Annotated in this window: 17 protein-coding genes and 1 pseudogene; 10 read left to right on the top strand and 8 right to left on the bottom strand. The window is 67.4% G+C overall.

Features of this window, described 5'->3' with window-relative positions; translation table 11 throughout:
* Window positions 1-52: 52 nt before the first annotated feature.
* Window positions 53-1,309, bottom strand: coding sequence for a DUF4032 domain-containing protein (locus EV371_RS31980; RefSeq protein WP_486484877.1), 1,257 nt, complete (start codon window positions 1,307-1,309; stop codon window positions 53-55).
* Window positions 1,310-1,407: 98 nt separating this feature from the next.
* On the opposite strand from EV371_RS31980, the gene EV371_RS31975 reads away from it, so the two are divergent.
* The 4 genes from EV371_RS31975 (at window position 1,408) to EV371_RS31960 (ending at window position 5,606) form a co-directional block, all read left to right on the top strand.
* Complete coding sequence (locus EV371_RS31975) at window positions 1,408-2,172, top strand: phosphatase PAP2 family protein (RefSeq protein ID WP_130465340.1); 765 nt, start codon at window positions 1,408-1,410, stop codon at window positions 2,170-2,172.
* Window positions 2,173-2,181: 9 nt separating this feature from the next.
* On the top strand, window positions 2,182-3,447 hold the full coding sequence (locus EV371_RS31970) for an amino acid permease (protein WP_130465339.1): 1,266 nt from the start codon (window positions 2,182-2,184) through the stop codon (window positions 3,445-3,447).
* Between the two features lie 177 nt (window positions 3,448-3,624).
* Window positions 3,625-5,193: a hypothetical protein gene (locus EV371_RS31965; RefSeq protein ID WP_130465338.1), complete on the top strand. Its 1,569-nt coding sequence runs from the start codon at window positions 3,625-3,627 to the stop codon at window positions 5,191-5,193.
* A 173-nt stretch (window positions 5,194-5,366) separates the two neighbouring features.
* The gene (locus EV371_RS31960; RefSeq protein ID WP_130465337.1) at window positions 5,367-5,606 is read left to right on the top strand and encodes a hypothetical protein; all 240 of its coding nucleotides are present in this window, start codon (window positions 5,367-5,369) and stop codon (window positions 5,604-5,606) included.
* Between the two features lie 22 nt (window positions 5,607-5,628).
* On the opposite strand, the gene EV371_RS31955 is transcribed toward EV371_RS31960, so the two are convergent.
* A complete protein-coding gene (locus EV371_RS31955; protein ID WP_130465336.1) occupies window positions 5,629-6,183 on the bottom strand; it encodes a thioredoxin-like domain-containing protein in 555 nt (184 codons plus the stop codon).
* Between the two features lie 555 nt (window positions 6,184-6,738).
* On the opposite strand from EV371_RS31955, the gene EV371_RS31950 reads away from it, so the two are divergent.
* On the top strand, window positions 6,739-8,313 hold the full coding sequence (locus tag EV371_RS31950; RefSeq protein WP_486484876.1) for a COG1361 family protein: 1,575 nt from the start codon (window positions 6,739-6,741) through the stop codon (window positions 8,311-8,313).
* A gap of 68 nt (window positions 8,314-8,381) precedes the next feature.
* Here EV371_RS31950 and EV371_RS33650 read toward each other — a convergent pair whose 3' ends face one another.
* Window positions 8,382-8,558 carry a hypothetical protein gene (locus EV371_RS33650; protein ID WP_165436888.1) on the bottom strand — a complete coding sequence of 59 codons (177 nt, stop codon included), beginning with the start codon at window positions 8,556-8,558 and terminating at the stop codon, window positions 8,382-8,384.
* Window positions 8,559-8,824: 266 nt separating this feature from the next.
* Here EV371_RS33650 and EV371_RS31945 point away from each other — a divergent pair, with 266 nt between their 5' ends.
* Window positions 8,825-10,000: an IS701 family transposase gene (locus EV371_RS31945; protein WP_130461034.1), complete on the top strand. Its 1,176-nt coding sequence runs from the start codon at window positions 8,825-8,827 to the stop codon at window positions 9,998-10,000.
* Between the two features lie 157 nt (window positions 10,001-10,157).
* Here the strand turns inward: EV371_RS31945 and EV371_RS31935 are convergent, their stop codons facing one another.
* The gene (locus EV371_RS31935; protein ID WP_130465334.1) at window positions 10,158-10,907 is read right to left on the bottom strand and encodes an isopeptide-forming domain-containing protein; all 750 of its coding nucleotides are present in this window, start codon (window positions 10,905-10,907) and stop codon (window positions 10,158-10,160) included.
* A 149-nt stretch (window positions 10,908-11,056) separates the two neighbouring features.
* Between EV371_RS31935 and EV371_RS34855 the strand changes: the two are divergent.
* Window positions 11,057-11,195 (top strand): annotated as a pseudogene (locus EV371_RS34855) (ISL3 family transposase); the annotation flags it as partial.
* Between the two features lie 6 nt (window positions 11,196-11,201).
* On the opposite strand, the gene EV371_RS31925 reads toward EV371_RS34855, so the two are convergent.
* The 3 genes from EV371_RS31925 to EV371_RS31915 are packed head-to-tail and all read right to left on the bottom strand — an operon-like array spanning window position 11,202 to window position 17,345.
* Window positions 11,202-14,624, bottom strand: a complete 3,423-nt coding sequence (locus tag EV371_RS31925) for a DEAD/DEAH box helicase family protein (RefSeq protein ID WP_130465333.1) — start codon at window positions 14,622-14,624, stop codon at window positions 11,202-11,204.
* Between the two features lie 46 nt (window positions 14,625-14,670).
* Window positions 14,671-15,810 carry a restriction endonuclease subunit S gene (locus EV371_RS31920; protein WP_130465332.1) on the bottom strand — a complete coding sequence of 380 codons (1,140 nt, stop codon included), beginning with the start codon at window positions 15,808-15,810 and terminating at the stop codon, window positions 14,671-14,673.
* Window positions 15,807-17,345, bottom strand: coding sequence for an HsdM family class I SAM-dependent methyltransferase (locus EV371_RS31915; protein WP_130465331.1), 1,539 nt, complete (start codon window positions 17,343-17,345; stop codon window positions 15,807-15,809). Before EV371_RS31915 ends, EV371_RS31920 begins: the two co-directional genes overlap by 4 nt.
* A 245-nt stretch (window positions 17,346-17,590) precedes the next feature.
* On the opposite strand from EV371_RS31915, the gene EV371_RS31910 reads away from it, so the two are divergent.
* From EV371_RS31910 to EV371_RS31900, 3 genes are read left to right on the top strand one after another with little or no spacing between them, the layout of a single operon-like run.
* Complete coding sequence (locus EV371_RS31910; RefSeq protein WP_130465330.1) at window positions 17,591-17,851, top strand: hypothetical protein; 261 nt, start codon at window positions 17,591-17,593, stop codon at window positions 17,849-17,851.
* On the top strand, window positions 17,848-18,465 hold the full coding sequence (locus tag EV371_RS31905; protein ID WP_130465329.1) for a hypothetical protein: 618 nt from the start codon (window positions 17,848-17,850) through the stop codon (window positions 18,463-18,465). The genes EV371_RS31910 and EV371_RS31905 overlap by 4 nt, the downstream gene beginning before the upstream one ends.
* Window positions 18,458-18,898 (top strand): hypothetical protein, encoded by a 441-nt coding sequence (locus EV371_RS31900; RefSeq protein ID WP_130465328.1) that lies wholly within the window; start codon window positions 18,458-18,460, stop codon window positions 18,896-18,898. The genes EV371_RS31905 and EV371_RS31900 overlap by 8 nt, the downstream gene beginning before the upstream one ends.
* A gap of 26 nt (window positions 18,899-18,924) precedes the next feature.
* Here EV371_RS31900 and EV371_RS31895 read toward each other — a convergent pair whose 3' ends face one another.
* Window positions 18,925-19,161 carry a winged helix-turn-helix domain-containing protein gene (locus tag EV371_RS31895; RefSeq protein WP_130465327.1) on the bottom strand — a complete coding sequence of 79 codons (237 nt, stop codon included), beginning with the start codon at window positions 19,159-19,161 and terminating at the stop codon, window positions 18,925-18,927.
* Between the last annotated feature and the right edge of the window lie 3 nt (window positions 19,162-19,164).

Genomic DNA, 19,164 nt, shown 5'->3' with positions numbered 1-19,164 from the left:
CCCGGCCTGGTTGCCGCTCGGCTCCCGGGGCTCGTCGCCGGGCGGGCGGCGGTCAGCCGATCTCGACGCCGAGTATGGCCTGCTCGTCGGGGCGGTTCACCAACTCGTCGGCGAGGAACGACTGCACGGCCGGGGCCAGCCCGACATCCCGGCCGGCCCGCTCGGAGAGCCGCCAGCGGTGCTCGATGATCTGCGCGAAGAGTTCGGCCGGTTCGAGTTTTCCGCGCAGGTGTGCCGGTACCGCCCGGACCACCGGCTCGAAAACCTCGGTCAGCCAGCGGTGCGCCGCCTGCTGCTCGTCGGTGAGGTCGCTCTCCGCCCGGTAGGTGTCCAGGTCGTTGAGGAGCCGCCGGGCCTGGTTCTCCTCGGTGTCCAGCCCGGTCAGCCGGAGCAGCCGGCGGCTGTGGTAGCCGGCGTCGACCACCTTGGGCCGGACCAGGTAGCGCCCGTTGTCCACCATCGACATCGCCACCTCCGCGACGTCGAAGCCAAGTTCGTTGAGCCGGCGGATCCGGCCCTCGATGTCGTGCCGGGCCTCCCGCTCGATCTGCTGCTCGTAGGTAATTTCGTGCCACAGCCGCTGGTAGCGCTGGACCACCTCCTCGCAGACGACCTCGGGGTCGATCGAGGGGTGCAGCAGCCCGGCCGCCTCCAGGTCCAGCGCCTCGCCGAAGATGTTCACCCGGGCGATCTCCAGATCCTCCTCCCGCTGCCCGTTGGAGAGCCGAGCGCGCAGCGCGCCGGTCTCGGCGTCGACCAGGTAGGCGGCGAAGGCGCCGGCGTCCCGCCGGAAAAGAGTGTTCGACAGCGAGCAGTCGCCCCAGAAGAAGCCGGTCAGGTGCATCCGGACGATCAGCGCGGCCAGCGCGTCGAGCAGTCGGTTGAGTGTCCCGGGACGCAGCGTGTTCGAGAAGAGCGCCCGGTAGGGGAGGGAGAACTGGAGGTGTCGGGTGATCAGCACCGGGTCGAGCGGCTCGCCCCGTTCGTCGTGCCGGTCAGCGACGATCGCGACCGCCCGCACCGACGGGAAGTCGATCCGCTCCAGCGCGCGGAGCAGGTCGTACTCCCGCTCGGCGACCCGTTCGCCGGTCTCCTTGACCGCGTACACGGTTCCGGCTAGACGGACGAATCTGACGACGTGCCGGGAGATTCCCTGGGGTAGCGCCACCAACTGGTCGGCGGGCCACTGCTCCAGCGGAGTCGACCAGGGGAGGTCGAGCAGCGCCGGGTCGACGAGGGCCGAGGTGATCCGCACGGCAACAAGCATGCCGCTCCGAGCCGCCCCGCGCTGCCTCACGTGTGCGGGCACACATCGCCGGCCGCCGTCCTGCGCCTGCGCTGGTCGCCGTCCCGCGCCGGCCGCCGTCCTGCGCCGGCTCCGGGCGGCGGACCGGTAGCGTGGGCGGAATGCGGGAAACCACGACGGTACGCCGACCGCTGCGGCCGCGCCCCGTCCGTCCGTCGGGCTGGTGGCTGGACGGGGTACTGGTCGTGGCCGTGGTCGCGTTGACCGCCGCGCTCGCCGCCGGTCAGTTGCTCGGCCTCGACCTGGCGGTACGGGACTGGGTCAATGCGCACCGGCCGGAGCCGGCGTACTGGGTGGCGGTGGTGTTCAACTTCCTTGGTCAGGGCGGCTGGGTGCTGATGCCACTCGCGTTCGGGCTGGGGGCGGTGGTCGCGCTGCGTACCCGGTCGATCCGACCGCTGCTGGTCGGTGTGGGGGCGTTCGTGCTCACCTCGTTCACCATCGGCCCGGTGAAGCTCTGGACCGATCGGGCCGCGCCAAGCTCGGACCTGCCGCCCGAGCAGTCCGTGCGGATCTTCGCCACCCTGCCGCCCGACGAGTTCGACCTGTCGTACCCGTCTGGACACGTCGGCAACGCCATCGTCTGGTACGCCGCGATCGCGGTTCTGCTCGCCGCGCTACTGCGTACGCTCGGCCGGCCGGACGCCCCGGTGGGGCTCTACCGGGCCATCCGGATCGCCCCGCCGGCAATCGTCTTCTGCACCACCATCTACCTCGGCTGGCACTGGCTCACCGACTCGGTCGCCGGGCTGCTGCTCGGGCTCGTTCTCGGCCGGATACTCGACCGGGTGCCGTGGGACGACCTACCGCTGCCGGCCCTGCCCGGCGGGGTGCACCGACGTGGAGTGTTCACCGACGACCTCTAGGCTCGGGTCGTGCAGGAGCTGGAGCGCCGGCTGGGCGTACCCGATGCGGTGGTCATCGGCCTGGGGTCGATGCTCGGGGCCGGGGTGTTCGTGGTCTTCGGCCCGGCGACCGCGGCCGCCGGCAGCGGGTCCGGTCTGCTGGGTGCGCTGGCCGTCGCCGGCCTGGTCGCCTACTGCAACGCCACCAGTTCGGCCCGGCTCGCCGCCCGCTATCCGGAGTCCGGCGGCAGCTACGTCTACGGCCGGGAGCGGCTCGGCCCGTTCGCCGGGTTCCTCGCCGGCTGGGGATTCGTGGTGGGCAAGACCGCGAGCTGCGCCGCGATGGCGCTGACCATCGGGGCCTACCTGTGGCCGGGGTACGCCCGACCGGTCGCGGTGGCCGCCGTGCTGGCGGTGACCGGGGTGAACCTGCGCGGCGTGCAGAAGACCGCCCGGGTCACCCGGTGGCTGGTGGCGGTCACGTTGGGCGTACTCGCCCTGGTGGCGGTGGTGGGGCTCCTCGGTGGGCAGTTCCGGCCGGTACGGCTCGGTGACGCCGTCGGCGGACCGGCCGGTGCCGGCATCCTCACCGCCGCCGGACTGCTCTTCTTCGCCTTCGCGGGATACGCCCGGATCGCCACCCTCGGCGAGGAGGTACGCGACCCGGAGCGCACCATTCCCCGGGCGGTACCGGTCGCGCTCGGGCTGGTGTTGGCGATCTATCTGGGGTTGGCCGTGGTCGCGCTCTCGGTGCTCGGGCCGGCCCGGCTGGCGGACTCGGCCGCGCCGCTCGCCGAGGTGGTCGACGCCGCCGGGCTGCCCGGACTGGGCTGGCTGGTCCGGGCCGGGGCCACGGTGGCGGTGCTCGGCGTACTGCTGGCGCTGGTCGCCGGGGTCGGCCGGACCACGCTGGCGATGGCGCGCCGCCGTGACCTGCCCGGTGCGCTGGCCGCCGTGCATCCTCGCTACCGGGTGCCGCACCGGGCTGAACTCGCCGTTGCCGGTGCGGTGGTCCTGGTGGTCGTGCTCGGTGACGTCCGGGACGCCATCGGTTTCTCCAGTTTCACGGTGCTGATCTACTACGCGATCACCAACGCCGCCGCGCTGACCCTCGGCCGGGACCCGGGCCGCAGGCTTCCGGTGCGGTTCCTGGCCGGTCTCGGGTTGGCCGGTTGCCTGCTGCTCGCGGTCACCCTGCCGGTCGGCAACGTGCTGGCCGGCTTCGCCGTGCTCGCCGTCGGCGCGCTCGGCTACGCGGTCCGCGTCCTGTCACGCGCAGCCGCAGGGCGTCGGTGACCGGGCGCGCCTTCGATTTTCGTCGATAGACTTGGAGGCCCCCGTAACGACCAGAGGATCGATATGGACAGCGATCGGGGAGAGCGGGTAGGAGGGCGACGCGTCTCAGCGCGACGCCGGTGCCTCGATCGGCTGCCGGCTGCGGTCGTCCTGTCGGTCGGCGTCCCGGTCGTAGGTATGGCGCTGACTGCGGCGAAACCACTACTCACCGCGTACGGCCCCGCGCTGCTGGCGGAGAACCCGGCGGGCCGGGCGCTGCTCTTCCTGCTCTGGCTCGCGGGACTCGTCCTCGTCCTGTTCACCCAGGTCTGGTACGCGAGAGCGGTCGTCTTCTTCGGCGCTGGTTTCCTGCTCCTTGCCGCGTTGCTGACTTCGTCGGAGGCGATCGAGCCCCGGCTCTTGGAGCACCGGGGCGCCGTCACGGTCTGCACGGTGCTCGACGTGCGAAGCAAGTGGGTGTCGGACACCGCAAGCGGGTACGTCTACCGTCTGTCCTGCGTCGACTCTCGGGTGACGGAGATGACCACCTACCGGTGGGCGGGCGATCCTGACGACCGCATCACTGTCCTGTACGACACGGCGCACCGACTGGGTCCTCGTCCGGTACCTGTTGCCGGGATTCCCATCGGGATTCCCATCGCGCTGCTCGGCGCCGGCATAGCGCTGCGGCTCCTCTACGATTTCGGCGTACCTCCGTTCGGCTACCGGGCCGGTGCCGGCGGGATGGTGGCCCGAGCGCTCCGCAGTGGCGGGCCGGTACGGCGCCTCGGTGCCCGTGCGGCCACCTGGTGGCTCTGCTGGCGGTTCGAAAGCGACCTCGGCCGGGCGGCGCGACGGGTACGGAGCCGAAACCGGCGACGGCAGTCGCGGCGACGGGCACTGGACGTGCGTGCACGTCGTCGGTCCGACTCTCTCCTGGACGCCGACGACAGGCTGGAGCCACGCAATGCCGACCCATTCCGCCGGATTTGGACTGTCGCCGCCGTGCTGTCCTGGTCGTCGGACACATGGTCGGTGCGCCGGGCCGCCCGAGCCCTGGAGCCGACGCCGACCGACTATCGGGTGCTGCGGAATCTGCTCGACTGCTTCGTGCACACACTCCCAGCCGGGATGTCGACCTCGCCGGCCGGTTGGCTGACCCCGGCTGCGGTGTCGTTCCTGCTCACCCCGCTGTCGAATCCAGCCTCGACGCCCCACGTTCCCGCCGTTCGGCTGGTCGGACTCCTGAGCCCGACGACACGGCACTTCCGGGGTCCTGTGGCGGGCTTCCACCGAGATGTCGCCCGCTGGCTTGTCGACGCCGCCCCGTTGATCGAGGACGCCACGGCCCGCGACGCGGTCGCCGAGCTGCTGAGCAGCACCAACCAGCCGGACCTGCTCGACGCGTTGGAGGTGGCGTTCACCGACCGGGTTCAGGTGGGCGGTAGATTGCCCGGGCATCACGGTCCTGGCGGGGCGGAGGGCCTGTGGCGCGACGGCGAGCCGACACTGCTGGTTCGCATCGTCCTGGCAAACCCGCAGCTACCGGTACCGCCGATCGAGGGGTCTGGTGACTACCACTACGACGCCAGGGTCTTGATCGCGGTTCTCAAGGACCGCCTCGACGTGGTGCAGGAGTGGGTCCGATGTCGGGGCCACGACCCGACGGTCGACGTACTGCGCACCGGGACGCGATTGCCCGCGCCAACCGACTTCCGCGAACGGTGTGAGCGCGCCCTGCGTATCACGGCGGAACGCGCCACCTAATGACCTCGACCGGCACCCCGTGGGGGCGCGGGTGGCAGGATTGTCGTGTCGGCGCAGGAGTCCGCCCGCCGGAGTACCCGTCGGCACCGGCGACGTACCGTTCTGGTACGAGGCCGGCGGTGCCACCGGCGGGTGACGCGGAGGTCGGGGCTCTTCTCCTAACCTCTGGACGTATGAAGAAGTCCCTCGGTGCCGTCGGAATCCTGTTCGGGCTCTATCTGATCGTTCGTGCGGTCGCCGAGCTGTTCGTGATCGACATGACCGATCCCGCCAGCTATCGGGAGGACTGGGGTGGACCGAGCCTGGCCGGGGTCCTGCTGGTCCACTGTGGTCCGGGCGTCGCCGCCGCGGTACTGATCGGGCTGACCGCGCGTTCCTGGTGGCGGGGCCGGACGGCAGCAGGCCGTCGGTGAGGCCACCAGGCGCTGTCCGTTGCTACCGGGTGGTGGTGATCCCGCCTCCGCAGGGTGCGCCGGGCTCGATCGCTGCGGTCTGCCGGTAGGCCGAGATGAAGGCGCCGATCGCCTTGTCGTCGGCGTCCTCGACGGTGAGCTGGTAACCCCACGCCTGGAGCGAGATCGGTGCCGACTGTCCCGGGTACGGGCTCAGCATCATGTGCGACAACCCGCGTACCCGGTCGACCAGCTTGCCCACATCGGACGCCGGCAGACCCGGCCGGTATGTGATCCACACCGCGCCGTGTTCCAGGCTGTGCACGGCGTGGCCGTCCACGATCGGCGCGGTGTAGACGTCGCCGTTGCAATTCTGCCAGCGCGGGAAGTGCGGCCCGCCGGCCGGCGGGGTCATCGGGTAGCTCACCGGCTCCTGCACGTGGTCCGTCGAGAGCGCGCCCGGGTTCGTCTCCCGGTAGTTGATCACCGCAGAGAGGTCTCCGCCGTCGTCCCGCTGCTGGTACCAGACGAACCCGCCCACCCCGCAGACCAGGAGGAGCAGCAGCGCCACCCCGCCGGCCACGATCCCGATGATCATCCCGGTACGCGACCCCGACTTCACGGGCGGCACCGGCTGCCCGCCCTGTTGCGGATATCCGGGCTGGCCGTAGCCGGGCGGCGGCGGGACGGGAGGTTGGCCGTAGCCGGGCTGGGGTGCGCCGTAACCCTGTTGCGGGATCGGCGGCGTGCCGTAGCTCGGCGGCGGTCCGGCCGATGGATGTCCGGGCTGGGCCGGAACCGGTGGGTATTCCGGTGACGCCGGGGCAGGCCCGGGGGCCGGCAGCGGGCCGGAAGGCGCGGCGTGACCCGGGGGCAGCGGGCCCGGTGGGGAGGCCGGCGGCTGCTCGGACGGCGGTTCGGGGTCGGTCATCGTTCCTCGCCTCCGGCTGGCAATGCGGAAGCACGATTCTATCGACGCTGTGCGGCGGCGGATCGCGCGGCGGCAGACCAACGGTCGAGAGAACTGTCCTGCCCGGCCGCCCCGCGTCAACCGTGAGCCGACCGGGGTCCAATTGTCGCGTTCCTCAAGCGCGCCTAAAAGGACAGCGGGCAGCGTGCAGCTCCGGTAAGTTCCCGCTGCATGTCCTCAAGCATGACCAGATGGGCGGCCGCATTGACTGCCGCGATCCTTGCCGGCCTTTCGGCTGGGGTCGTCACACCATCGGCGGCGGCTGCGGCAAGTCCCGACCTCTTCGTGTCGTACGGCATCGACGCGAACATCGACAACACCGAGACGATCGTCCCGGTTTACCTATACAACTACGGCGATGCCCCCGCGACCGACGTGACCGTGGCCTTCGACGGCAGCGGCTTGCGCGACGTGACGATCAAGGCGTGGGAGTACGCCGAGGAGTGCAAGCTCGCGGGCGCGGTGGTGACCTGCGAATACCCCAACCTCGCGCCCGGCCAGGTCGAGTCGGTCTATCCGTTCACGCTGGCCAGCAAGCCGCGTTCGGAGCCGGGGCCGGCAGGCGCGGTGAAGGCGACGATCCGGGGCGTGGCGCCCGACGGCACCACCTACACCGGTGGCGGGGATCTCGAGGTCACGGTCGTGCCGACCGGCCCCGATCTGGTCGCCGAGGCGGCCGACCTCAACACCGCGGACGACCGGGTCGGCCCCGGAGACAAGCGGGGGTTCCGGGGCGCCCTCTACAACGACGGCGACAGCCCTGCCGAGGGCTTCTACGTCCGCATCCAGACCCCGACCGGTGGCCGGTGGGTCGAGGAGTACGACGACTGCACCTACACCGACTACTGGCCGGGTGAACACCCCGAGGGATACGTCTACGGACCGTCCGAGGTGGTGTGTACCGCGCCGCTGACGCTCGCACCCGACGAGGGCTTCCTCCTCTTCGACCCGGAGACCGGCGAGACCATCTTCACCGCCGCCTTCGGCAAGAACCTGGAGGGTCCGACCGAGATTGACGGCTACTTCGAGGTCGGGCTCCTGGACGACCTGGGGGAGAGCGCGGCGCGGGTAACCACCCGCAAGGGCAAGGGGAAGTCCTTCGCCGACGCGGTGAGCGGTTTCCGGAGCACCAAGAAGGCGGCGGCATCGGTCGCGCGCGAGGTCGACACCGAGGACAACGTTACCTACTACAAGGTGTGGACCAAGGCGAACACCAATGATTTCGCGGTGTCCGCGAAGCCGGTGACCGGTGCGATCGGCGACGTCGTGACCGTGCCGTACACCCTGGTCAACCACGGTCCTTCGGATGGTGCCGCCACCTGGTACATCGTCGCGCCGAGCGGCACCGTCCTGGTCCGCGGCGGCGACCGGTGGTGCTACTTCCACGACGAAAACGGCCACGTGACCGACGAGGCGCCCGAGACGTGGTGCAGCATCGAGAGCTTCTGGCCGGCGAAGGCGTCCGGCTCGGGTACGGTGACCGGCGCCATCAAGGTGCGGATCACGTCCACGCCGGGCGACGACGGCACGATCAAGGTCACCAGCCGTGGCGCGTCGAAGGACCCGGAGCCGAGCAACGACGTGGCGCCGTTGTCGATCGACGTGACGGGCGGCGGTGGCGGTGGCGGCAGTCTTCCCATCACCGGGGTGAAGGCCGGCCTCGCCGGTGGGGTGGGAGCCGCGGTGATCGCGCTCGGCGTCCTGCTCTACGTGCTGGCCCGGCGCCGCCGCATCGTCACGGTGACCCCGAAGGAATAGTAGGGCTGCACGGTGGGAGGGCTGGGCCGCCCCGTGCCGTCCGGTCCTCCCATCGGCGAAGGAAAGGGCTATCGCGGTTCCAACGCCCGCAGGAAGTGGTGCGTGTCCGATGACAGCTCGGCCAGGTCGGTGCTGGTGAGCTGCCGGTTGCGCCGCAGTTTCCGCAGGGCGACATGGTCCTCGTGGGCGCGCAGGCAGACCCGTGCCTTCTCGCGGAACCGCTCCCGGTCGGTGCCGACGCTCACGCCGACGAACTATCGATGGCGTGCGCGACAGATGGTGCGGCGGACCGTCGAGCCGAAGCAGCGGCGGTTCTTCCGCGATCGACGTGCCGTAGCGTTCGACGCCAGCGGGTTGCGCGACGTGACGATCAAGGCGTGGGAGTACGGCCGAAGAGTCTGAGCCCCGAAACAGCAACGCGCTGATGCCCCATGGGACATCAGCGCGTTGCTGTTCTAGTACTGCAACGGCACTTGCAGTTGCGTTTCCGCTGCCCGCGCGTTGATTTTGTGTGACGTACGTTGATGTCGTGTCGTGGCAGGACGAGCTTGATGGGTTGCTGGATCAGGTAGGCAGGCGTTTTTCCAGGTCGGAGCCGCGTGAGCGGGTTGGCCGGTACGTTGGCGGGCTCGTCGCCGGCCTGGAACGTAAGAACGGCTGGACGTTGGCCGAGCATGCCGGCGAGAGCAGCCCGGACGGCATGCAGCGTCTGCTGCGTCGCGCGGACTGGGACGTCGACGGGGTACGCGACGACATCCGCGACTACGTGGTCGAGCGGTTGGGTCATACCGGGGCGGTGCTGGTCGCTGACGACACGGGGTTCGTCAAGAAGGGGACCCGGTCGGCGGGGGTGCAGCGGCAGTACACCGGGACGAGTGGGAAGAAGGACAACTGCCAGATCGGCACGTTCCTGGCCTACGTCGCTCCGACCGGGCACGCGTTGATCGACCGGCATCTGTACCTGCCGGAGTCGTGGACCACCGATCGGGACCGGTGCCGTGCTGCGGGGGTGCCCGGCGATGTCGAGTTGCAGACCAAGCCACGCGTCGCCATCGACATGCTGCAACGTGCGATCGAGGCGGAGGTGCCGTTCACCTGGTTTACCGCCGACGAGGCGTTCGGGCAGGCCAAGTACCTGCGGGTGTGGCTGGAGGAGCGGGACGTGTTCCATGTGGTGGCGACCCGATGCAACGACGACGTGTCAGCGCGAGGGATCGGGCACGGCCGGGTCGACAGCATCGTCGCGCAGCTACCGGACAGGGCCTGGCGTCGTCTGTCCTGTGGAGACGGCGCGCACGGGCCGCGGGTCTACGACTGGGCCAGGGTGCCGATCCGGTCGTGGTGGGCGCCCGGGCGTGGACACTGGCTCCTGGCCCGACGCAGCGTCAGCGACCCGACCGAGATCGCCTACTACATCTGCTACGCGCCGAGGCGTACCACCCTCGCGACGCTGGTCTGGGTCGCGGGGCGACGGTGGCCGGTCGAGGAGTGCTTCAAGCAGGCCAAGCAGGAGGCGGGCCTGGACCACTACCAGGTGCGTACCTGGCGGGGCTGGTACGCCCACATCACCTTGTCGATGCTGGCCCTGGCCTGGTTGGCGGTCATCCGCGCCGAGGAACTAAAGGGGGCAAATCGCTCTATGATGAGCAGCTCATCCCCATCACCGTTCCCGAAGCCCGCAAGCTGATCACCAAACTGCTTCACACCCGCTACCCCAACAACGACCACACCGTCGCCTGGTCACGACTACGCCGTCGCCGACAATGGCAAGCCCAACAAAGCCACTACCGGCGACGACAGCCCCCATAAGTGCCGTTGCAGTACTAGGCGTCGAGGGGTGGCGGTCAGGCAGTCCAGGTGATCTTTCGGCGGCGGCGCATGATCACCAAAGTCGCGCCGGCACCGACGAGTGCCACGCCCAGTAGGGCGAGGCCGCCGACCGCCGGCCCGGTGAGCGGCAGGCTGCCGTCCCCGCCAGCCGAGCCGCCATTGTCGCCACCCGGGACGGAGGTGCTGGGCGTACCCGGCGGGGTGGTGGGAGTTGCCGGCGGGGTGGTGGGAGTTTCCCCTCCCTGGCATGGGGCGAGCCAGAACACCTTGTGCTTGCCAGCCCCCGGTGCGTCGATCCGCTCGACGGTCAGCTTGACGTGGTAGCCATGCTGCGGGTGGGCGGGGTAGCCCTCCAGCCCGAGTTGGTCCGCGGAGAACCTGAAGGTCTCGTCCGGGTCGGGGGCAGCTCCGCCGTTCGAGTCGTCACTGACCAGTACGTTGTCCCGGCGCAACAGTTCAGCGCCCGACCCGGTTGGCGGGTGCACGGTGAAGACGATGTTGGCCCGCTCGCCCTCGTCGAAGTTGAAGAAGGCGACCTCAAAGTCGCAGGTGACATGGGGCTCGTTGGCGACGCCGTCGTCGAGCGGGATGCCGTCGATCTTCACCGTTCCGTTGGCGCCCGCCGGATCGGCGGCCAGCACGCTGCCGCCCAGCTGGCGCTCCGGAAGGGTTCCTGCTGCCCAGGCGGTTGTCGGGGCAGCGAGGCAGGCCGCTCCGACGACGGCCGAGATGACCGTTGAGCGCAAGCCCCGAGGCGTTCGCATGGTTCCTCCAAGATTATGAACACAAGAACGACTCATGCTCACCATCCGGATCATGACGCGACATCGTCCGAAGAGCTAAAACGTCGCGCTCGGGTAGGCGCTCTACCCTGGGCGAGTGGCGGATCTTGGGGCACAAAAGGGCTCAACGACCTGTCGAGGCGCTGGGCATCGACGGGATCCGTCGGGGCAGGGCCGAAGTTCGTCCTCGACGAGGCCACCGGCACGTGGCAGAGCACCGTCGATCGCTGGCACGTCCGGTTCTGTGATCTGTCGGGTGGGCAAGGGCTGCGCGTACTACGCGACCTCGGCTCTCGGAACCGCCCTGGCCCGTACCGCATTGACGATCGAAATCAGCTCGTCCACCTCGTCGGAGGCGAAGAGCGTTTCGGGGCCTCGTGGCGCGACTCCGGTGAACGGGGACTCGTAGAGGCGCTCGGGCTTCATCACGCCGTTCGCGGTCAGGTCGCCGATCATCAGGTTGACGAAGTCGAGTTGGGACGCGTTGAGCGTACGACCGTCGAGGAACTCGCCGAACGCCTCCTGGGCCGCTTCCCGGTCGAGCCCGACCAGGCCCCGGATGAACAGTCCGAGGCCCTCGGCGGCCCGCCGCGCCTGGTCGATGTCCTGCCGGTCGCCGACCCCGCTCTCGGCGAGCATCCGCTCCAGCTCGGCCAGGTCGGTGCTGGTGAGCTGCCGGTTGCGCCGCAGTTTCCGCAGGGCGACATGGTCCTCGTGGGCGCGCAGGTAGACCCGTACCTTCTCGCGGAACCGCTCCCGGTCGGTGCCGACGCTCACGCCGACGAATGCCAGCTCGGTCTCGCTGTCGAGCTGGTCGGCGAAGTCGGTGTAGACGATGGTCCGCTTCGCCTTCGGTACCAGCCGGACGAGGTTGCGGAGCCGTCGTCGGGCGAGTTCCAGCATCGGCAGGGTGACGTCCTGCCACCACTCGTCGGTGGCCACCTCGTCGAGCAGCCGCACCTCGGCCCGGATGGCCGGGATGGTCGTCTGTTCCAGCAGCGCCGAGGCGATCTCCTGCACGTTGGCGCGGAGCTTGGCGAAGTGCCGGCCGGATCCGGTGATCGCCGCGTGCTGGAGCCGCAGGATGATCAGGTCGAACCGCTTGGCCTCCTCGCCGTCGTCCTTCACCTCGCTCGGCAGGCCGGCAAGCTCGTGGGTGAGCCGTTCGGCCGCCTCGCCGCTGAGGGTCTGCCAGTTGGCGAAGTCGAAGAAGTACTCGACCGCGCGGCGGTGTGGGCGTACGACGATGTTGTCCAGGCGCATGGCGCGGACCCGGCTGTGCAGGTCGCGGGCCAGGTCCCGGCGGAGGCCGGCCTCGCTGTGCGTGCCGTCGGTGTCGTCGGCCGGGCCGCCGTCGGTGGTGAGGCGCTGGTCGAGCTGGCTGACCAGCTCCACCTTGGCCTTGAAGATCCGTTCGGTCAGGGTCGGGCTGACCGAGCCCTCTGTGGTGGTCGGGTTCTGGCCGAAGAACTCGAAGTTGCCGCAGAAGTCGAAGACGAGGAAGTCCTTCTTGTCGACGCCGGGGGCGAAGAGGTCCGGCCGGAGCCGGGTGCCCCGGCCGAGCATCTGCCAGAACTTCGTCTTCGACCGCACGATCTTGAAGAAGACGAGGTTGACCACCTCGGGTACGTCGATGCCGGTGTCCAGCATGTCGACGGAGATCGCGATGTGCGGGGTCCGTTCCGGGTTCGAGAACTTGTCGATGAGGTCCTGGTTGTCCTCGATCTGATGGGTGATCATCCGGGCGAAGTCGCCCTTGTAGTGCGGGAAGTTGGCGTCGAAGCGCTGGGCGATGAACTTCGCGTGGTTGTTGTTCTTGGCGAAGATGATCGTCTTACCGACCCGGTCGCCACCGGCGACCTTGTGCCCCCGGGTCATCAGGTATTCGAGGACCTTGTCGACGGTGTCGGCGTTGAAGAACCACTTGTTGACCGCCTCCGGGTCGACCCCGTCGGGGATCTCGCCGTCCTCGTCGCCCCACTCCAACTCGTCCCAGCGGTCCTTCTCCTCCGGGCTGAGGTCGTCGTAGCGCAGCCCTTTGCGCTGAATCCGCAGGTCGACGGCGACGACGTTCGGCGGGACGAGCCAGCGGTCGCCGACCGCCTCCGTCAGGTCGTAGGCGTCGGTGGGGACGCCGTCCTCCAGGTCGAAGAGGCTGTAGGTGTTGCGGTCCACCTCGTCCTTGGGGGTGGCGGTCAGCCCGACCAGGAGCGAGTCGAAGTAGCTGAAGATGGCGCGATACTTCTGATAGACCGACCGGTGCGCCTCGTCGATCACCACCAGGTCGAAGTAGCCCGGCCCGAACCGGCGCAGGTCACCGTCGGTCTGGTTGATCAGGCCCATAATCGTCGGGTACGTCGAGACGCAGACCCGGCCCGGCGTCACCTTGTCGTCGAGCAGGTTGACGACGGTCGCCTCCGGCAGATGCGCCCTGAAGGCGTTGGTGGCCTGCTTGACCAGCGCCTTCCGATCGGCGAGGAATAGCACCCGCTTGACCCAGTTGGCCTTCATCAGCAGCTCGACCAGGGCGATGACTGTGCGGGTCTTGCCGGCCCCGGTCGCCATCACCACCAGCGCCTTGCGCTGCCGGTCCTGCTCGAAGGTTTCCGTGATCCGCCGGATGGCCCGATGCTGGTAGGGCCGCTCGACGATCTCGGAGTTGATCGGCAACTCGGCGAGCTGCCGACGAGTGGACCGGCGCCGCACCAGCAGTTGCAGCTCGTCCTTGGTGTAGAAGCCCTGGACCTGCCGGGGCGGATAGGCGGCGTCGTCCCAGAGCCAGATCTCGTAGCCGTTGGTGTAGAAGATGACGGGACGCTGGCCAAACCTGGCTTCGAGCGCGTCGGCGTAGAGGCGGGCCTGCTGCTGGCCGCTGATCGGGTCGCGCCGGGTCCGCTTCGCCTCGATGACGGCGAGCGGCTTGTCGTCGTCACCCCAGAGCACATAGTCGGCCCGGCCGCTGCCGGAGCCGCCGGGCAGCCCGGTGATTGGATACTCGCGGTCGCGCTTCCGGTCGAGCCGCCAGCCGGCCTCGGCGAGCAACAGGTCGATGTAGAGGTCGCGGGTCTGCTTCTCGTCGTAGTCGTGGGTGTCCGGCCGGCGCTCGTTGGCGGCCTTGGCTGCCGCGATCTCCTTGCGCAGCTTGGCGATCTCGGCGTCCAGGTCGACCTTTGCGGTCTCGGCCTCGGCCAGCGCCTCGTCCTGGGCAGTGAGCCGGTCGTTGAGCGCCTGCAACTCGGCCCGGGACTGGGCCCGGACGTCCGTCGGGCGGGGGATGAGCGAGGCGTCGAAGGCGAGCCCGCTGGGTGGCATCGCCGCCGGGTCGCGGGTGTAACGGCGGGCGATCCAGTACGTCACATGGAACAGCTCGCGGACGGCGGCGACAGCTTCCCGCTCGGGTACGACGCGAGAATCGTGTACGCCCTTGTTTCCCAGCCGCCGGATGAGGTGCATCTTGGTGGTGATCGGGGGACCGGCCAGGTGCTGCATGGTCGGTTCGGTGATCATGTTATCGAGCGAGTCCTTGCGCGGTCTCTGAAGGGTGCTGTCGGCACGGTAGAGCCACTTCAGCGCGTGTTCCAGGCACCGACGGGCATAGAGGCAGGTCATCCGCGTGTCGGCATAGACGTATCGCTCGGCCTGTCTCGCCTCGGTGAACAGCTCGGGCCACTCGGTGTGCAGGAACGCGAAGTTGCTCATCGAAGATGATCTCCCCCGGAGGTGGGCAACCCTCGATAGTGACACATCACAGCTCCCCGCGAAAAGCCCGATCCTGCAACGACGCGAACAACTCGTCCAACTGGGACAGGCTCGCTCGATTGGCCGCTTTTGTCCTTCCTGTGACTTCTAGATTTTCGACGAACTTCTGCTGAAGCGAAACTGGTGGTAGTGCTACCGGCATTGCCTTGATGATTGCCATATTCAGTCCAGACATAATGGCGCCCTTGGCGGTGCGATGTAGGTAGCGGCGAGCGAGCGGATGAGTCAGAAAGTAGGCATGCAGGAAATCTGGTAAGCACCGCTTAGGATCTAATGTTATGCAGCACAAATGTTTAGAGTTGATGGCCAGGGGCGCATCTTTCGGCACGACGGCACAACGTCCACACGTTCCCATGATCGTAATCAGCACATCGCCCGGGTGAACGGTGTAACGAGCTAGTTGGCGGTACTTCTCCTCAGTGATGTACCTGCGCTCGCCCCAACGGAACTCATTGCTGACCGCGTTGTCGATTCCGAGAACGGCAATGCCCTTATCGACGAACTCGCTGTGTAGCAACTGGCTGCCAAATGGCCCGGTGCGGATGGCATCTTTGTTCGACTGGGCTAGCTTTGCGACAGAAGTCACAGGCCACGCATCTGCTGCCCGGGTAACGAACATATCGAGAAAGATGGACCTAGTCAGGTCGCTGAGGTGACTGAGCGACTCTCGCCGCTGGGTGCGTAGTTCGTCCGCACGATCCAGCAACTCCGCAAGCCTCTGCTGCTCGCTCGGTGGCGGAAGCAGCAGCCTCTTGCGGTAGGCATCCTCTCGATTTAGGCCGGGTACCGCAGCAGCTCGGTTAAGTCTAGTGAGGCCCAAAGCCGCAAGCCGGAATGAAAGCCAGCGCAAGTGGGCTTGAGTAGAACTGGCATCAACATAGTACGTAGTGTCGATCGGCCAGCAAGCCTTCTCCGAGTATGTCACCTCTCCCAGGGAGCCCTTGCGGCCGATTATGATCGTCGGCCCGCTGGTAAGTGCGGCTCGATGTGATCCGACTGCGCCGTTAGAGCCATATACCGCATATTTCCCGGGGGTTCGTGTGCTTGCTGGCAAACTCTTGCCGTACTTGAACTCGCAGATCTCACCGAGAGAGACCTCTCGCCAGTCGCTGGAAATGTTGCTCATCCGATCATCGCTTTCAGTTCGGACAAGCCTCGTTGAATCTCGGCTTCGAGTCGTTCAAGGTTAGTAAGGATATCTAATGGTGGCTGAGATTCAATTTCGTCGTGGAGAACTTCTTTGTAGCGGTTCAGGCTGAGGTCATAGTCTTGAGCGGCGATGTCCTCCTTCGACACGCAGAAGCTCTGATCACTGCGAGACCGCTTCAGTTCGTCGCCGTCGCGTTTCGCCCAGCGGGCCAGTGCGTCCGGGAGGTTGTTCTTCGCATGATTGTCCTCAATGAATTTACCTGAAGGTGTAGGTCCGAGTTGGTCGTCCGTCAGCAGTGGAACCCTCTTGTCGTCGAGGCTCAATCCATCGGCGGTTACCTCATAGAACCAGACGTTGTCCGTGCCACCGCTGTTGGTCTTGGTGAAGAACAGGATCGCGGTCGACACCCCAGCGTATGGCTTGAAGACCCCGCCTGGCAGCTTGACCACGGCATCGAGCTTGTGGTCGTCCACGAGCATGCGACGAAGCTCCTTGTGTGCCTTAGTCGATCCGAAGAGCACTCCATCGGGCACGATCACCGCTGCCTGGCCGCCAGGCTTGAGAAGCCGCAGGATTAGCACCAGGAACAGCAACTCGGTCTTCTTGGTCCTGACTACCTGGAGTAAATCTCTTGCGGTGCTTTCGTAGTCAAGACTCCCGGCGAACGGTGGATTGGCCAGGATGATCGAGTACTTTTCGGCCTCGTCGCTGACGCTTTGGGCGAGTGAGTCGCGGTATTCGATCACCGGGTGCTCGACACCGTGCAGCAGCATGTTCATGCTCCCGACTCGAAGCATTGTGCTGTCGAAGTCGAAGCCGTGGAACATGTCGTGGTGGAAGTGGCGGTTGCGTCTTGGGTCGTGGAAGGCGCTCGGGTGCTCGCGCCGGATGTACTCGCTTGCCTCCATCAGGAAGCCGGCGGTGCCGCAGGCCGGATCGCAGATGGTGTCGTCCGGTCCGGGGCCGATCATCTCGACCATGAGTCGGATGATGTGCCGGGGAGTCCGGAATTGTCCATTGTGGCCTGCCGTGGCGATCTTGCCGAGCATGTACTCGTACAGGTCACCCTTGGTGTCCCGGTCGTCCATCGACACGCCGTCGAGCATGTCGACCACCCGCGACAGCAGTGCGGCGTTGGGGACGGTGAACCGGGCGTCCTTCATGTGGGTCGAGTATGTGGAGCCGTCGCCGCCGAGCGTGCGCAAGAACGGGAAGACGTGCTGCCCGACGATTTCGAACATCTCGCCGGGCTTGGCGTGCTTGAAGTGCGACCAGCGTAGCTCCTTGTACGGCCTGCCCTGCGGATCGGCGCCGTCCGGGTAGATCGGGCGCTCGATCGGCTTGCCCGTCCGCATGGCCCTGTTCTCGGCGAGCGTGTGCAGGTCATCCAGCCGTCGGATGAAGAGCAGGTAGGTGATCTGCTCGATCACCTCAAGCGGGTTCGAGATGCCACCCGACCAGAACGCGTCCCAGATCCGGTCGATCCGACCCTTCAGTTCACCAGTGATCACGTAGCTACTTCCCCAGGTCTTCCGTACATGAAGGACATTCGAGGTCGTAGACTACGCCGCTCCGTCGATGGGTGAAATCAGACGCTGAGCCCGGCGGGCGGCACCCCAGGCTGATCGGAGTCACCCCGGCCGTTCGCTGCGGCCAACGCATGGGCTCCTCTCGGGACCGTTCGTCGGATAGTGTTCACGATGTTCGGCTGGGGCATCTGGGGCGATCGAGGCGGGCCGACCATGATCGAGTTGCGATGAGCGTCGGCGAGGCGAAGGCCCGGCTGCGAGAGGGTGTCGCATCGGCAGGCGTAGCCAGGAAGATCATTGAGGGGATCGTGCCCGAGACTGCGGATACCGCCCAGCTTGCTCAGCACACGGTTCACGACAGTCGGCACCCCGAGGTCACCAAAGGGCTGGAGACGCTGAAAGCGGCTGCCGATGAGCTGGAGTTGGTGGTGCGCCGTCTCGACACCAGCGTCAGGGCCGCTGACGAGTACCGGGAAGCGCTGGGATGAGCAGCGTCGGCGAGGTCGTTGCCCAACTGTTGATGGTGGTCGAGCGTTTGGATCGTGCGGCTGTCGGCATGACCCGTGCCCAAGCCGAAGCTGAGCAGGCGCAGAGACTATTTGCCGAAGTCGGACGCGGCACCGGCCATCGGGCGATCCGAACAGGAGTGACTGCCAGTAGCGAGGCTACGGCCAAGTCTGGCAAAGTCGCCCGCCTCCTGGCCGAGGCCGCCGACCACTTCGCCGTCTACGCCAACGAGATAGCCCCGGGCTCCGCCGCCTCAAGAAACGTGGCCAGCGAGTCGACGCCGACAGGCGACCAGATGGTCAGCGAGGCTGCCAGGGGAAGGGACGGCTTCCGCAAGCTGGCGAAGAGGCTCGCGGACAAGGCCGATTCGGCAGGGGAGACTGGAAAGAAGTTTGTCGACATCCTCTCGGAAGCGGGACCATCGGGCACGGCATCGACAACCCAGCAGTTGCCTCCGACACCCAGGAACCCGACCGCCGCAGGAACCCCGGGAGATGCTGCGCACGCCATAGTGGTTACGGCCGCTGCGGTAGTCGCAGTCGCTCTCAAGGCTGCAAGCTTGCGGAAGCAGAGGAAGGAACAGAAGCGTGACTGACCGGACTGCCTACCTTGAACTCATCCGAGAGTTGGCCAAGGGTGACGCGGAGGCTTATCGCCAGCGTTGTGAGCAACTGGATGAGAAGGGCTGGGATGAGCTAGGGCTCGTGGTCAGCGCTGCGTTCTTTCTCGCGGCCCAACAGCGTCAGGTGAGGTTCCCGGACCAAGCGGGCATCATCCGGTTCGTCGCCGAGGTGCGCGGTGAGATGGCGGGTACGAGATTCGACCTTGACCCGAAGATTGCGGAGAAGCTCATCGCGGCCACGACGACCGGGGACACCAGTGAGCTGGATGACCTTGATCCCAACCTCATCATCGAGTCGGAGATGCTGCTCCTCTGGAAGCTGCTCCGGCCACTCTCGGATGACGAGCTGTCGCGGTTCCTTGCCGAGGTCGACTCGCTCTCCGAGCAGTGGGCTGTAGAGGAGTAGTCCGACACAACCGATGATCTCGGTCGTCACCCTTCCTGTTGATCAGAGCCCTTGACGAAGACACCACGACCAGGCGCTCCAACGACAACACCACGGTCCCGCAGAAGGGCGACCGCTCGGGCGGCGGTCGAGAACGAGACCGAGTAGAGGTCAGCGAGCTGCGTGTACGACGGCAGCTTGGCCCCTGGTTCGTACTCACCCGACTTGATGCGGGCGGTGATGTCGGCAGCGATGTCGGCGTAGCTGAGCGGGATCGCGGGCAATGG

The sequence above is a fragment of the Plantactinospora sp. CNZ321 genome, from assembly GCF_004217235.1.
Note: the sequence above shows the minus strand (reverse complement) of the source record. Positions and strands in the feature narration are given on the sequence as shown.

Excerpts from the sequence above, each read along its gene's own strand:
- EV371_RS31905 (WP_130465329.1), top strand. The coding sequence starts at position 17,848 with ATGAGCAGCGTCGGCGAGGTCGTTGCCCAACTGTTGATGGTGGTCGAG.
- EV371_RS31935 (WP_130465334.1), bottom strand. The coding sequence starts at position 10,907 with ATGCGAACGCCTCGGGGCTTGCGCTCAACGGTCATCTCGGCCGTCGTC.
- EV371_RS31950 (WP_486484876.1), top strand. The coding sequence starts at position 6,739 with ATGACCAGATGGGCGGCCGCATTGACTGCCGCGATCCTTGCCGGCCTT.
- EV371_RS31925 (WP_130465333.1), bottom strand. The coding sequence starts at position 14,624 with ATGAGCAACTTCGCGTTCCTGCACACCGAGTGGCCCGAGCTGTTCACC.
- EV371_RS31920 (WP_130465332.1), bottom strand. The coding sequence starts at position 15,810 with ATGAGCAACATTTCCAGCGACTGGCGAGAGGTCTCTCTCGGTGAGATC.
- EV371_RS31975 (WP_130465340.1), top strand. The coding sequence starts at position 1,408 with ATGCGGGAAACCACGACGGTACGCCGACCGCTGCGGCCGCGCCCCGTC.
- EV371_RS31955 (WP_130465336.1), bottom strand. The coding sequence starts at position 6,183 with ATGATCATCGGGATCGTGGCCGGCGGGGTGGCGCTGCTGCTCCTCCTG.
- EV371_RS31960 (WP_130465337.1), top strand. The coding sequence starts at position 5,367 with ATGAAGAAGTCCCTCGGTGCCGTCGGAATCCTGTTCGGGCTCTATCTG.
- EV371_RS31910 (WP_130465330.1), top strand. The coding sequence starts at position 17,591 with ATGAGCGTCGGCGAGGCGAAGGCCCGGCTGCGAGAGGGTGTCGCATCG.
- EV371_RS31965 (WP_130465338.1), top strand. The coding sequence starts at position 3,625 with ATGGCGCTGACTGCGGCGAAACCACTACTCACCGCGTACGGCCCCGCG.